Genomic DNA, 12773 nt, shown 5'->3' with positions numbered 1-12773 from the left:
GGCCGTGACCGAACAGCTGCTCGCCCTCCGCGACGTCTCGATCCGGTTCGGGGACGCCGGCGCCGCCGTTCGCGGGATCGGCTTCGAGGTGGCGCCCGCCGAGGTGCTCGCCCTGGTAGGGGAGTCCGGCTCCGGCAAGTCGGTGACCGCCCTTTCGCTGCTTGGCCTGCTGCCGCCGACCGCGACGGTGACCGGCTCCGCGCTGCTGTCGGGCCGCGAGCTGTACGGCCTGGACGCCGCCGCGATGCGCGAGGTCCGCGGCGGCGACATCGGCATGGTGTTCCAGGAGCCGATGAGCGCGCTGAACCCGGTGTTCCGCATCGGCACGCAGCTCGTCGACGCCGTCCGCGCGCACCGCAAGGTGTCGCGTGCGGAAGCGAAGAAGCGGGCGTCGGAGCTGCTGGAACTGGTCGAGCTGGAGGCGGGGCGGGTGCTTCGCTCGTACCCGCACGAGCTGTCCGGCGGCCAGCTGCAGCGCGTGGTGATCGCGATGGCGCTGGTGCACGAGCCCGCGCTGCTCGTCGCGGACGAGCCGACCACCGCGCTGGACGTGACGGTGCAGGCCGGGATCCTGGCGCTGCTGCGCTCGCTGCGGGACCGGCTGGGCACGGCGATCCTGCTGGTCACGCACGACATGGGCGTGGTCGCCGACCTCGCCGACCGGGTCGTGGTGCTGCGCGAGGGCCAGGTGGTCGAGCAGAACTCCGTCACGGAGCTGTTCGCCGCGCCGAAGGCGGCCTACACACGGGAGCTGCTGGACGCCGTGCTGTCGCTGGGCACCGGGGCCGGCGAGGAGGCGGCCTCGTCGGCCGAGGCGCTGGTTTCGGTACGGGACCTGGAGGTCACCTATCGCCGGGGCGGCGGCGCGGCGCCGGTACGCGCGGTGGACGGCGTCACCTTGAGCGTGGCGGCCGACGAGGTGCTCGGCCTGGTCGGCGAGTCCGGTTCGGGCAAGAGCACGATCTCGTCGGTGCTGACCGGGCTGGTGACGCCGTCGGCCGGCTCGGTCAGCGTCGCCGGGACCGACCTGGCGACGGCGTCGGCACGGCAGTGGCGCGAGGTGCGGCGCCGGATCGGCATCGTGTTCCAGAACCCGGCCTCCGCTCTCAACCCGCGGGCGACGATCGGCGCGAGCATCGCGGAACCGCTGGTGGTGCACGGGTTCGACGGTGACCACCGGGCCAGGGTGACCGAGCTGCTGACCGCCGTCCGGCTCGATCCACAGTGGACCGGACGGTATCCGCACGAGCTGTCCGGCGGCCAGTGCCAGCGGGTCGGCATCGCCCGCGCGCTGGCCCTGCGGCCCCGGCTGCTGATCGCGGACGAGCCGACCAGCGCCCTCGATGTCTCGGTGCAGGCGTCGGTGCTGGCCCTGCTGGCCGAGCTGCAGCGGGAGCTGTCCTTCGCCTGCCTGTTCATCAGCCACGACCTGGCGGTGGTCGAGCAGGTCGCCGACCGCGTCGTGGTGCTGCACCGGGGCAAGGTCGTGGAGGAGGGCCCGGTGGCGTCGGTGCTGGGCTCGCCGCGCGAGGACTACACACGGCGCCTGGTGGCGGCCGCGCCGGTCGCGGACCCCGCGCGGCAGCGGGCGCGCCGGGAGGCCTGGCGCGCCCTGCCCCGCTGAAGCGATGAGTTTTCGGGCCGGCCCCGGTCAGTACGGGGGCAGGCACGGAAACCAGGAGGCAGGACATGGGAAAGCTGCTGTACTCGGCCACGATGTCGCTCGACGGGTTCATCGCCGGGCCGGGCGGGGACATGAGCTGGGCGGTGCCGTACCTCGGGCCGAACCCGGTGGTCGGCGAGCTGATCGGGGACATCGGGGCCCTGCTCGTCGGGGCGCGCACGTTCGGCGGGGACGACCCGCACCGCGGCACGGAGAAGGAGGGCAAGCCGTTCGGCGGCGGCTGGGAGGGCCCGCAGTTCGTGCTGACCCACCACGCGCCGGCCGAGCCGGTGCCCGGGGTGACCTTCGTGGCCGATCTGGCCGGTGGGGTGGCCGCGGCGAAGGCGGCGTCGGGGGAGAAGTACGTGAACGTGCTCGGCGCGACGGTCGGGCGGGAATGCCTCGAAGCGGGGCTGCTCGACGAGATCTTCGTCTGCATCGCGCCGGTGCTGCTCGGCGGCGGCATCCGGCTGTTCGACCGGCCGGACGGGAAGCCGGTCCGGCTCGAGCGGCTGCACCAGAGCGAGGCGCCGGGGGCGACGAACCTGTGGTTACGCGTCCTCGGCTGAGGCCAGCAGGCCGGTGAGGACCGCCCGGGCCAGGTGCTCCAGCCGGGGCGCGAAATCGACCACGGCGTGCGCGAGCCGCGGGTCCTCGGCGTAGAGCCGGGCGAGCGTGTCCGGCGGGTGCGACGTCTGCCAGAGCGCGGCGGCGAGTGCCGTCACCGCGGCGACGGCGTTGCGCCCGCCGGACGTGCCGAGCCCGGGCAGGAGCCGGGTGAACAGCGCGACCAGGTCGTCGAGGGCGTCGAGCGCGGACAGCTTGAAGCTGCGCACCGACTCCATCGACACGTGCCGCTCCAACGTGATCGGGGCGTGCGCGAGCAGGTCGCAGAACAGCGGGCGGTCCGTGAGCGAGCCCGCGATCGCGGCGGCCACGGTGGCTGGAGTCGCGTCCGTCCGGCCGTCCAGCCGCTCGTGCAGGGCGCGCGCCCACTCGTGCCAGCCGGCCGCGGTGAGGTGCAGGTAGATCTCCTCGCGGGTCTCGAAATACCGCAGCAGCGCGGATTTGTGCACGCCCACCTCGCCCGCGATGTCGCCGAGGTTCACCGAGCGCACGCCCTTGCGGGTCGCCAGCTCCCGCGCCGCGGCGAGGATCGCTTCGCGGCGCTGCTCCTTGTGCTCGGGCCCGCGGTCTTCGAAGGGAACACGGACATGGGCAAGGTTTGGCTGGTCACGGGCGGCTCACGCGGACTCGGCCGGGCGGTGGTGGAAGAGGCGCTCGCGGCCGGCCACCAGGTCGTCGCCACGGCGCGGAGCATCGATTCGCTCAAGGACCTCGACGGGCGTTACGCGGAGACGCTGCTGCGCTTCCCGCTCGACGTCACCGATCCCGCGCAGGCGCAGGCGGCGGTCGCGGCGGCCGTCGAGCGGTTCGGGAGGCTGGACGTGGTGGTGAACAACGCGAGCTACGCGAACACGGCGTCCGTCGAAGAGGTCGAGCTGGACGACTTCCGCGCGCAGATCGAAGCGGTCTTCTTCGGCACCGTGCACGTCACCAAGGCGGCGCTGCCGGTGTTCCTCGCGCAGCATTCGGGCCACTTCATCCAGGTCACCTCGATCGGCGGCCGCGGCACCGCGCCGGGCGTTTCCGCTTACCAGAGCGCGAAGTTCGCGACGGAGGGCTTCTCCGGCGTGCTGAACGACGAGGTCTCGCGGCTCGGGGTCAAGGTCACCATGGCCGAGCTGGGCCTGATGCGCACGGACTGGTCCGGCCCGTCCATGACGGTCCGGCCGTACAAGCCGGAGTACGAGCCCACGATCGGCCCGCTGCTCGAGCACCTGGCCGGCGCCCGCGGCGCGGAGCCGATCGACCCGGCCAAGGTGGCGCGGGTGTTCCTCGAGATCACCGAGCTGGACGAGCCGCCGCTGCACCTGGTGCTGGGCCGCGACGCGGTCGAAATGATCAAGGCCGGCACGGAAAAGCTGAGGGCGGAAGACGCCCGGTGGGCGGAGCTCGGCCGTTCGGTCGACTTCGCGAGCTGACCGGCTGACGCGGTGTACTCGATCGCGCGCGGTTTCCGCCCGCGTGGCCGATGCCGGGCGCGGCGGGCCGGTCCTACGGTGGAGGGTCCCCTGCGACCCGGGAGGACGCATGGCCAAGTCGGTCGAGGAGATCCTGGCGAACGTCGACCTCTACGCCGAAGACCAGCGCGAGAACCTGCTGGCGGCGGCCGCCGCCGCACGGACCCGGTCCCCGATCCCGCACACGGACGCCGACGGCGGCTATCACCTGCTCACCCGTTACGAGGACGTGCGCACTGTCTGCGCGGACCCCGAGCGGTTCAGCTCCAGGCAGCCGGGCATCCGCGGCGTCCCGGTGCGGGTGATCCCGATCGACTCCGACCCGCCGCTGCACCGGGAGTACCGGAAGATCCTGAACCCGTACTTCGCGCGGAGTTTCCTGCTGCGGTACGAGGGGCAGCTGCGCGAGATCGCCCGCGCCGCCATCGCGTCCTTTGTGGACAAGGGTGCGTGCGACGTGGTGCAGGACTTCGCGATCCCGTTCAGTGCCGGCTCGCTGGCGCGGGTCGTGTTCGCGACGGAGAACCAGGACCTCGTCGCCCGCGGGGTCGCGGCGGCGAAGCAGGCGGCGCTGACCAGCAGTCCCGAGTCGTTCCAGGCGTTGGCCGGCCTGGCGGTGGAGGCGCTGGCCGAAGCCGAAGGCGGCGGCGAGGACACCGTGCTGCGCGCGCTGGCGACGGCGACCGTCGGCGGCCGCCCGCTCACTCTGGAGGAGCGGCTGGGCATGGTGACCACGCTGTTCCTCGGCGGCCTCGACACCACCCGCGGCGTGATCGCGAACATCGCCTGCCACCTGGCCACGCGCCCGGACGTCGAGCCGATCCTGCGCCGTCCGGGCGGCTGGCAGCGTGAGCTGGAGGAGTTCCTGCGCTACGAGACGACGGTCGCGTTCATGGCGCGCACCGCAGTGCGCGACACCGAAATCGGCGGCGTGCCGGTGAAGGAGGGCGAACGGATCGCGGTGCTCTTCGCCGCGGCCAACCGGGACCCAGTGTGGTTCGAGCGCCCCGACGAGCTGGTGTTCGACCGCCCGAACGTGCCCCACCTGGCGTTCGGCTTCGGCATCCACCGCTGCCTCGGCCTGCACTTCGCCCGCATCCAGCTGGCGATCGCGTTCGAGGAGCTCTTGGCGCGCACGACCAACTTCCGCCTCGCCGGCGGCGCCGGGATCCCGCGGCAGGCAGGCCTTTCGCTGAACAGCCCGCACCGGCTGGACGTCCTCTTCGACGCCTTCGCTTGAGTGGTCAGCGGTCGGCGAAGCGCGCCACGGCCGCCCGGATCGCCTCGCCCATGTCGGGGCTGCCGGTGTGGCCGGAGTCGTCGATGACCACCAGCTCGGCGTCGGGCCACGCCTGGACCAGGTCCCACGCGGGCTTCATCGGCACGCTGAGGTCCAGCCGGCCGTGCACGAAGACGGCGGGGATGCCGTGCAGCCGGTGCACGTCACGCAGGATCGCGCCCGGTTCGACCCAGCCGGCGTGGCCGAAGTAATGCGCGCAGATGCGGACGAACGCGACGAGGTCCGCGCCCTCCTTCGCGCTGTACTGGCCCGGGCTCCCCTTCGATTCATGCGCGATCACCGCGTCCTCCCACGTGCACCACGCGCGCGCCGCCTGCAATCGGACCTCTTCGTCGGGGCTCTCCAGCAGCCGTCCGTACGCGGCGATGAGGTCGCCTTCGCGGTCGGCCTCGGGCACCGCGTCGCGGAAGGCCTCCCACTCGCGGGGCAGCAGCCGGCCGACGTCGCGGTAGAGCCAGTCGACCTCCTCGGGCCCCGCGGTGAACGTGGCGATCATGACCATCTCCGAGACCCGCTCCGGGTACCGCTCGGCATACACGAGCATCAGCGTCGGGGCCCAGGAACCGCCGAACAGCAGCCATTTCCCGATGCCGAGGTGCTCGCGCAGCCGTTCCATGTCGGCGATCAGGTGCTCGGTGGTGTTGTGCTCCAGGCTGACCGACGGGTCACCGGCGTGGGGCAGGCTCCGGCCGCAGCCGCGCTGGTCGAACCGGATGATCCGGAACTTCTCCGGGTCGAAGGACGTGCGGCTGGCGCGTTTCCCGCCCCCGCCGGGGCCGCCGTGCACGACCAGCGCGGGCTTGCCGTCCGGATTGCCGTTGGCCTCCCAGTAGACCCGGTTCCCGTCGCCGACGTCGAGCAGTCCGTGGTCGTGGGGTTCGGGCATCGGGAACGAGTCGGCCACGGTGATCCTCCAGTCGGGGGGCAACCCGGCCACGCTACCGGCGGGCCCGTCCTGCGGCACCTGGTTTATCTGTGTCCATTGTGGAATCAGGCGAACGGGTCCACGCCGGTCAGCTCGACGCTCGCCGCCCACACGCGGGCCGCGGCCTCGGGGTCGGCCAGCCGGCCGCGCGCCGTTTCGAGGTGTGGCCGCCCTCGCATGCCCAGCATGCGCGGGCCCCAGAGCTGCCCGCCCTCGACGCCCGGTTCGAGCACCGCGTGGACGGCCGGCCACGCTCCGGCGTCCTTGCCCTGCAAGAGAAGTCCCGCGGGGGACAGGCCGGGCTTGCGGACGTGCACCGGCGGGCGGGACGGCGTCAGCGAGTCCAGCGCGCCGCCCGGGTGCGTCACGACGCTGATCGCGCTGCTACCGGCGGCGCGAAGCCGGCGGTCCAGCTCGAAGCCGAACAGCATCTGCGCGAGCTTCGACCGGGCGTACGCGCGCTTGGGCTCGTAATCGTTCTGGTTCTGGAGGTCGTCGAAGTCGAGTTCGGCGCGCTTCGCGGTGAAGCTGCCGGTGGTCACGATCCGGCCGCCGCCGGCCAGCAGCGGCGCGAGCCAGTGCGTCAGCGCGAAGTGGCCGAGGTGGTTGGTGCCGAACGTCAGCTCGTGCCCGGCCGCGGTTTCCCGGCGCTGCGGCCCGTCGAGGTACACGCCGGCGTTGTGCACCACGGCGTCGAGGCGGCTCAGCTCCAGCGCGTCGGCGGAGGCCTTGAGCGACGGGAGGTCGGCGAGGTCCAGTGGCACGTGCCGCACCCGCGCGCCCGGCACCTGCGCCCGGATCGAGCCGAGCGCGGCTTCGGCCTTGGCCGCGCTGCGGCTGCCGATCACCACGGTGGCGCCGCGCGCGGCCAGCTGCTCGGCGACGAAGTACCCGATCCCGGCGTTGCCCCCGGTGACCAGGACGGTCTTGGTTTCCATGACTTCGAGAAAACCACGGCGACGGAAAAACCGCAATGACTACGAGTTCGTAGTCACTTCGGGTATGGTGGGTGGCATGCCGGAGACGACCGGGCGCCGCGAGCGCAAGAAGGCCGCCACCCGCCAGGCCCTGTCCGAGGCGGCGTTGCGGCTGTTCCTGGAGCGGGGCTTCGACAAGGTGACCGTGGCGCAGGTCGCCGAAGCCGCGGACGCGGCGGTCACCACCCTGTTCGCGCACTTCCCGGGCGGCAAGGAAGCCCTGATCCTCGGTGACGGCGCGGAGCGCGCGGCCGCCCTGACCGCCGCGGTGCGCGAGCGCGGCCCGGACGTGTCGATCCTCGATGCCCTGCAGGCGTTCCTGGCCACTCGCGGCCCGTTCGACCCGCGCCGGAGCCCGGGGTTCCGCCGCCGCACGGACCTCGTCATGCGGACCCCCGCCCTGCGCGCCTACGCGAGGAAACTCTGGACGGAGAACAACGCTGTGCTCGCGGCCGTGATCGCGGAGGCGGCGGACCGGCCGGCGGACGATCTTTCGGTGCGGGTGCTCGCCCGTTACGTCCTGGAGATCCCTGACCTGGCCGGCTCGGAACCCGATCCGCGCCACGCCCTGGAGACCGCGTTCGACCACCTTCGGCAGGGCTGGCCGGGGTTCTGAATTCGATATTTACAGGATTAATCCGGCGCGTTAACGTCGCTGGCATGAAAACGGCGATCGTGGTGGCCGGTCCGGCGCACCTGTCCGGCTTGGTGGATTCCGTGCACGAATTGTTCGCCGAGGACGGCGGACGGCACGACGGCCGGATGGACCTCGGCTGGCCGAGGCGTGGCGGACGGCAGTACTACTCGGCGCTGCTCTCCGACGACAACGCGCTCTGCCTGGTGGCCCAGCGGGAAAACACTGTGGTCGGCCATCTCGTCGGCCGGATCGGCGGAGGCGCGCCGCTGCGCGCGGACGCCGTCACCGCGGTTCTCGAAAGCATGCGGGTCGCGCCGGAGGCCCGGCGGTCCGGAGTGGGATCCGCACTCGTCGCGCGATTCGGAGTGTGGGCCGGAAAACGCGGTGCCCGCCATTTCTCGGTGACCGCCTACTCGGCGAACTCTCCGGCGATCGCCTTTTACCGTGAGCACGGATTCCGCGAAATGTCCGTCACGCTCGCGCGGAGCTGAGCGTCGTCATTCGGTCGAGATGTCCAGCACGGCTTTGCCGTCGAGCAGCGCGGTGACGCGGACGCTGACCGTGTGCCCGGCCGTGCCGAACTTGCCGCTGCCGCCGGTGCTGAGCACGATCTCGCCGGTGTCCTGCAGCACGCGGACGGAGGCCGGGCCGATCGAGAGGGTGAACCGGATACCGCTGACCGTCAGGTCGGCGACGCCGGACACCTGCACCTGGCATTTGCCCGCTTGGCAGGCGCCGAGGTCGGTGCCGTTGGCGGCGGCGGGCAGCGCCAGCGGGGGAGAGCCGAGCGGCCGGCAGTTCGGCGCGACGTCGTAGGAGTTCGCCAGCACCTTGCTGTGCGCGACGGCGGCCGGCAGGTCGGGGGACGGCATCGTGATGGTCGCGAGCACGTCGATCACCTGCTGGGCCTGGGTTTTGAGCTGGTCGACCGGCTGGAACGACAGATCGGCCATGCCCTGCTGGTCCTGCGGCAGCTTCGGCGCCACCGCCTGCAACGCCGCGAGCAGGCCCGCCCGGTACGCGTCGGCCTCCTGGACCCCGGTCGGCGCGAGCGGGGCGAGGGTGCCGGTCAGCTGCCCGACCTGACGGCCCGCCCCGCCGATGAAGTTGCCCAGCTCGAAGCCGCCGAACCCGGCGAACCGCGGGTCGTCACCGGCGATGTCGCCCAGCTTCTGCGCGCGCAGCGAGGTCACCGACGCGGCCGCCGTGCACATCGTGTCCGACCAGGCGACCAGCGCCGGCGTGGGCGAGGCCGCGTCGACCGGGCCGAACTGCCGCACCGGGGAGCAGCCCGGCGCGACGTCGAACGACGCGTTCAGCTTGGCGTCACCCCGGACCGCTTTCTGCAGGTCCGCCGTCGCCGGCTTGAGCGCCGCGGCCGCGGCGGCGACTTCACGGGCCTTCGCCAGCGGCTGCTTCGCCGTGGTCGCCGGCACCCTCTTCTGCAGTTCCCCCAAGGCTTTGCCGAGCGCGGCGACGTATGCGTCCGCGCCCTTGACCCCGGACGCCGGCACGTCCTTCAGCTGCCCGCGCAGCTGATCGATGTCGGAGCCGGTGCGGCTGAGGTAGGAGTCGATGCTCGAGTCGAGGAAGTCCGCCTGGCCGGGGTCGGCGGCGGTCCGGTCGACGTCGTCGATCCCGGAGCGCAGGCCGTCGGCCGCCGTCGTCGCCGCGCACACGGCCACCGACCAGCCGACCAGCGCCCGCGTCGCGGCGGGCACGGCCGGCAGCGGCGCGGGCAGCGCGTGCCCGCCCGTGGTGCACGCCGCCGCCGCGAATCCCAGCAGAACCACCGCCGCGACGGCCTGGCCCCTGACCCGCATGCCGGTTCCTTCCCCTCGCCGATACCGGTGAGGGTAGGCGGGCGGCACCGGGAGGGGTCCCGGTTCAGCGCGCCGGCGCGAAATGCCGGTCCAGCTCCGCGAGCCGGCGTGCCAGCGCCTCGGCGGTGAGCTCCGGGCGGCCACCGGGATGGGGGACGGCGACCCCCGCCGCGGCGACAGCCAGACGTGCCGCGCGGCGGGGACCTTGGCCGCGCGTCAGGCCCCAGGCGAGAGCGGCGGTGAACGCCGCGGCGCCGGACGGCGGGCCGCCCGGATGCGGCAGGAGCAGGTGCTGGTCCGCCCAGACGAACAGGCAGCCCGGATCGCCCAGGTCCAGCACGACCAGCGCGGGGCCGAGCCGCAGCAGCTCGTCGGCCGCCCGCAGTCCGGCTTCCACAGTGTCGAGCGGAAAACCCGCCAGCAGCGGGCCTTCCGCGCGGTCGAGCCGGAGGACGTCGACCGCGGCCAGCAGCCGGGCGCGCGTCCGCGGGTCTTCGCCCGGGTGGCCGTCGAGCACCACGCGCCGTCCCGCGTCCCGCGCGCATTCCGCGGCGGCGAGCGTCGCGTCGGCCGGCTGCTGCGGCTGGATCACCACGGTCCCGGCCGAGGCCAGCAACGGCCGGGCGGCGGCGACGTCACGCGGGGTCAGCCGGACGGCGCGTGGCAGCTCTTCGAGGTAGCGCCACCGGCCGTCTTCGCCGAGCACGTCGACGATCAGCCCGGTCGCGGTGCCCGGCCGCCGGACCACCCAGCCGGTGCCGACGCCGCCGTCCGCGGCCCGGCGCAGCAGCCGCCCGCCCGGCTCGTCGTCGCCCACCACCCCGAGCAGCCCGACCGAAGCGCCGAGCTGCGCGAGCCCGACCGCGATGGAGGCGCCCTTCCCGCCGATCAGCTCCCGGCGCTCCCGGATGGGCACGGGTCTGCCGGAAACGAGCACTACCAGGTCTCGTGCGATCTGGCCGACCACGGCCACGTCAGCTGTCATGGGCGGGGGATTACCCGCCGACCCCGTGCTCAAGCGCCGATTCGCGCGCCCGGACGGGTGGATTTCCGCCGCCGGACGGCCGAGTCCCGTCCCGCGCGGCCGCGGCCCCGGCGCCGTCGGAGGGGGGCGGGTTTACAAGATCGCCCGGGGTTCATAGGATCCGGCGGCCGGACGCGCCGCGGGTGCCCGCGGTCCCGGCAGGGTGGAGGTCTGCATGGCTCACACGGAGCCCGGCGACAACAGTGAGCGCAGTGACAGCAGTGACCGGGCCGGCAGCAGTGATCTGGATTCGGTCGCGAAACTGGTGAGCCTGTCGATGACGGCGCCGATGCCGCGCATCTCCGGGGAAGAGCCGCCGCCGGCCCCGCCCGACGGTCCTCCGACCCGGCCCCAGCCCGTCGCCGGCGAGCTGCCCGCGGAACTGGACGCGCTGATGAGCACGTCGGAACCCGCGCGAGCCGCGACCGCGCCCCCGCCGGCCGGGCGGCGGCCCGCCCGGCGCTTCGTGATCGCCGGTGCCGCGGCGGTGGCACTGGCCGGCCTCGGCACGTGGGCCCTGTGGCCCGCCCCGGTGAACGGGACGGCGGGCAAACCGGCCGAGGTGCCCGCCCCGCCGCCGTCGTCGAGCGCGCCGCCCGCGGTCGCCACGCTGAGCGCGAGCCCGGAGCCGCCCGTCGCGTCCGACGAGGTCTCGCACACAACCGTGCGCACCACGGACGACCGGCGCGCCCCGAGCAAGCCCGCCGGCGGTGCGGCCGCCTCCAAGACCACTTCGGACGACCCGCTGGCCGGCTACTTCAGCTCGGCCGTCAACTCCTACATCCAGGAGTGGAGCGACCAGCAGAACCCGCCGCGCCGGCACCGGTGATCCCCGGTCACCGCGAAACCGCAGGTCTTGCGCGCCGGGCCGCTGAACGGGCGACCTGCCGTAACCGTCGGGTGCCCGAGTACTACGCTGAGTGGGATCGTGTTGCCCCTGCCACTCCCGAGCCCGTCTGGTGAGGTCGCCATGTCCACCGCTCCGCCGTCCACGCTCTCGCCCAGCCAGGTCCCGGTCGGCGTGGATCCGCACCGGCCGAGCGTCGCCCGGATCTACGACGGATTCCTCGGCGGCAACCACTACTACGAGGTCGACCGCGCGGTCATGGACAAGATCAGCGCGGCCGTGCCCGAGGCCGTGCACATCGCGCGCGGCAACCGCGGCTTCCACAACCGCGCGCTGCGCATGCTCGCCGGCCAGACCGACATCCGGCAGTTCCTCGACTGCGGCTCCGGCCTGCCGACGGCCGAGAACACCCACCAGATCGTGCAGCGCTCGCACCGCGACGCGCACGTGGTGTACGTGGACAACGACCCGGTGGTGCTCGCGCACGGCCGCGCGCTGCTGGCCGAGAACGACTTCACGCACATGGTCGAGGCGGACATCTTCCAGCCGTCCCAGGTGCTGGAGAACGAGACCGTGCGGGAGTACATCGACTTCTCCCAGCCGCTCGGCCTGCTGCACATCGGCACCATGCACCACTACGAGGGCGAAGGCGCCGTCGACGTGATGCGCGAGTACATCGACGCGCTCGCGCCGGGCTCGTTCGTGGCGCTGGCGCACTTCTACGACCCCGAGGTCGAGGAGCTGACCGCGGTCGCCAAGCGGATCGAGGAGATCCTGGTGTCCGGCCCGCTCGGCGCCGGCCGCTTCCGCACCAGGGTGGAGATCGAGGCGATGCTGCCGGGCCTGGAGCTGCTGCCCCCGAACGCGACGTCGGGCCCCGGCCTCTCGGTCGCCGACGAGTGGTGGCCGGACGGCCCGCGGCTGACCCCGCTGAGCGAGTCGGCCCGCTGCGTCGCGGGGGTCGTCGGCCGCAAGCGGTGACCGGCCGGATTTCCGTTCCCCGGTGATGTCGAGAACCCGGGTCCGGCTCCGTCCCCGCTGCGAACGCGACCGGAACGGGTCGCACCAGCACCGAGGAGAACCCGATGGCCAAGTACCTGTTGCTCAAGCACTACCGCGGCGGGCCGGAGCCGGTCAGCACCGTGCCCATGGAGCAGTGGACGCCGGACGAGATTTCGGCGCACGTGCAGTACATGCGTGACTTCGCGACCAGGCTCGAGGGGACCGGCGAGTTCGTCGACGCCCAGGCGCTCGCGCCCGGCGGGACGTTCGTCCGCTACGACGGCGAGGGTCGCCCGCCGGTGACCGACGGCCCGTTCGCCGAGACCAAGGACCTGATCGCCGGCTGGATGGTGATCGACGCCGACAGCTACGAGCGCGCCCTCGAACTGGCGGGGGAGCTGTCGGCCGCGCCGGGGCAGGGCGGGAAGCCGCTGCACGAATGGCTCGAGCTGCGCCCGTTCCTGACCGAGCCGCCCGTCATCACGGAGTGA

Annotated in this window: 14 protein-coding genes; 9 read left to right on the top strand and 5 right to left on the bottom strand. The window is 73.1% G+C overall.

What is annotated here, in order from left to right; all coding sequences use genetic code 11:
- The first annotated feature begins 4 nt into the window (after positions 1-4).
- A complete protein-coding gene (locus BMY97_RS07035) occupies positions 5-1624 on the top strand; it encodes a dipeptide ABC transporter ATP-binding protein (protein WP_091614170.1) in 1620 nt (539 codons plus the stop codon).
- 65 nt (positions 1625-1689) lie between these two features.
- Positions 1690-2232 (top strand): dihydrofolate reductase family protein, encoded by a 543-nt coding sequence (locus tag BMY97_RS07030; protein ID WP_091614167.1) that lies wholly within the window; start codon positions 1690-1692, stop codon positions 2230-2232.
- Here the strand turns inward: BMY97_RS07030 and BMY97_RS07025 are convergent.
- Positions 2215-2820: a TetR/AcrR family transcriptional regulator gene (locus BMY97_RS07025; protein WP_091614164.1), complete on the bottom strand. Its 606-nt coding sequence runs from the start codon at positions 2818-2820 to the stop codon at positions 2215-2217. The genes BMY97_RS07030 and BMY97_RS07025 overlap by 18 nt on opposite strands.
- Positions 2821-2877: 57 nt before the next feature.
- Between BMY97_RS07025 and BMY97_RS07020 the strand changes: the two genes are divergently transcribed.
- Positions 2878-3708 (top strand): SDR family NAD(P)-dependent oxidoreductase, encoded by an 831-nt coding sequence (locus BMY97_RS07020; RefSeq protein WP_091614665.1) that lies wholly within the window; start codon positions 2878-2880, stop codon positions 3706-3708.
- A 109-nt stretch (positions 3709-3817) separates the two neighbouring features.
- Entirely contained in the window at positions 3818-4987 is a 1170-nt protein-coding gene (locus BMY97_RS07015; protein ID WP_091614162.1) for a cytochrome P450, read from the top strand.
- Positions 4988-4991: 4 nt separating this feature from the next.
- Here the strand turns inward: BMY97_RS07015 and pip are convergent, their stop codons facing one another.
- Positions 4992-5975 carry a prolyl aminopeptidase gene (pip, locus tag BMY97_RS07010; RefSeq protein WP_342744005.1) on the bottom strand — a complete coding sequence of 328 codons (984 nt, stop codon included), beginning with the start codon at positions 5973-5975 and terminating at the stop codon, positions 4992-4994.
- Positions 5976-6037: 62 nt separating this feature from the next.
- On the bottom strand, positions 6038-6910 hold the full coding sequence (locus tag BMY97_RS07005; RefSeq protein WP_091614159.1) for an SDR family NAD(P)-dependent oxidoreductase: 873 nt from the start codon (positions 6908-6910) through the stop codon (positions 6038-6040).
- Positions 6911-6986: 76 nt separating this feature from the next.
- On the opposite strand from BMY97_RS07005, the gene BMY97_RS07000 reads away from it, so the two are divergent.
- Both BMY97_RS07000 and BMY97_RS06995 read left to right on the top strand, forming a co-directional pair.
- Entirely contained in the window at positions 6987-7565 is a 579-nt protein-coding gene (locus BMY97_RS07000; RefSeq protein WP_091614660.1) for a TetR/AcrR family transcriptional regulator, read from the top strand.
- Positions 7566-7609: 44 nt separating this feature from the next.
- A complete protein-coding gene (locus BMY97_RS06995) occupies positions 7610-8077 on the top strand; it encodes a GNAT family N-acetyltransferase (RefSeq protein WP_091614156.1) in 468 nt (155 codons plus the stop codon).
- Positions 8078-8083: 6 nt separating this feature from the next.
- On the opposite strand, the gene BMY97_RS06990 is transcribed toward BMY97_RS06995, so the two are convergent.
- Together BMY97_RS06990 and BMY97_RS06985 are read right to left on the bottom strand one after the other, a co-directional pair.
- Positions 8084-9409 carry a hypothetical protein gene (locus BMY97_RS06990; protein ID WP_091614153.1) on the bottom strand — a complete coding sequence of 442 codons (1326 nt, stop codon included), beginning with the start codon at positions 9407-9409 and terminating at the stop codon, positions 8084-8086.
- Positions 9410-9473: 64 nt separating this feature from the next.
- Positions 9474-10394 carry a PfkB family carbohydrate kinase gene (locus BMY97_RS06985; protein ID WP_091614151.1) on the bottom strand — a complete coding sequence of 307 codons (921 nt, stop codon included), beginning with the start codon at positions 10392-10394 and terminating at the stop codon, positions 9474-9476.
- 214 nt (positions 10395-10608) lie between these two features.
- On the opposite strand from BMY97_RS06985, the gene BMY97_RS06980 reads away from it, so the two are divergent.
- The 3 genes from BMY97_RS06980 to BMY97_RS06970 all read left to right on the top strand — a co-directional run bounded on the left by BMY97_RS06980 (position 10609) and on the right by BMY97_RS06970 (position 12773).
- The gene (locus tag BMY97_RS06980) at positions 10609-11262 is read left to right on the top strand and encodes a hypothetical protein (protein WP_245787187.1); all 654 of its coding nucleotides are present in this window, start codon (positions 10609-10611) and stop codon (positions 11260-11262) included.
- Positions 11263-11403: 141 nt separating this feature from the next.
- The gene (locus BMY97_RS06975) at positions 11404-12261 is read left to right on the top strand and encodes an SAM-dependent methyltransferase (RefSeq protein ID WP_091614148.1); all 858 of its coding nucleotides are present in this window, start codon (positions 11404-11406) and stop codon (positions 12259-12261) included.
- A 104-nt stretch (positions 12262-12365) separates the two neighbouring features.
- Complete coding sequence (locus BMY97_RS06970) at positions 12366-12773, top strand: YciI family protein (protein WP_091614145.1); 408 nt, start codon at positions 12366-12368, stop codon at positions 12771-12773.

Origin of the sequence: Amycolatopsis saalfeldensis, from assembly GCF_900110575.1 — a bacterium.
In the GTDB taxonomy this organism is placed as follows: domain Bacteria; phylum Actinomycetota; class Actinomycetes; order Mycobacteriales; family Pseudonocardiaceae; genus Amycolatopsis; species Amycolatopsis saalfeldensis.
This window is presented reverse-complemented; position numbering and strand designations above follow the sequence as displayed.

Bases quoted from the DNA above. Each gene is read 5' to 3' on its own strand.
- BMY97_RS06970 (WP_091614145.1), top strand. From the start codon at position 12,366: ATGGCCAAGTACCTGTTGCTCAAGCACTACCGCGGCGGGCCGGAGCCG.
- BMY97_RS07020 (WP_091614665.1), top strand. From the start codon at position 2,878: ATGGGCAAGGTTTGGCTGGTCACGGGCGGCTCACGCGGACTCGGCCGG.
- BMY97_RS07030 (WP_091614167.1), top strand. From the start codon at position 1,690: ATGGGAAAGCTGCTGTACTCGGCCACGATGTCGCTCGACGGGTTCATC.
- BMY97_RS06985 (WP_091614151.1), bottom strand. From the start codon at position 10,394: ATGACAGCTGACGTGGCCGTGGTCGGCCAGATCGCACGAGACCTGGTA.
- BMY97_RS06995 (WP_091614156.1), top strand. From the start codon at position 7,610: ATGAAAACGGCGATCGTGGTGGCCGGTCCGGCGCACCTGTCCGGCTTG.
- BMY97_RS06990 (WP_091614153.1), bottom strand. From the start codon at position 9,409: ATGCGGGTCAGGGGCCAGGCCGTCGCGGCGGTGGTTCTGCTGGGATTC.
- BMY97_RS06975 (WP_091614148.1), top strand. From the start codon at position 11,404: ATGTCCACCGCTCCGCCGTCCACGCTCTCGCCCAGCCAGGTCCCGGTC.
- BMY97_RS07015 (WP_091614162.1), top strand. From the start codon at position 3,818: ATGGCCAAGTCGGTCGAGGAGATCCTGGCGAACGTCGACCTCTACGCC.
- BMY97_RS06980 (WP_245787187.1), top strand. From the start codon at position 10,609: ATGGCTCACACGGAGCCCGGCGACAACAGTGAGCGCAGTGACAGCAGT.
- BMY97_RS07000 (WP_091614660.1), top strand. From the start codon at position 6,987: ATGCCGGAGACGACCGGGCGCCGCGAGCGCAAGAAGGCCGCCACCCGC.
- BMY97_RS07005 (WP_091614159.1), bottom strand. From the start codon at position 6,910: ATGGAAACCAAGACCGTCCTGGTCACCGGGGGCAACGCCGGGATCGGG.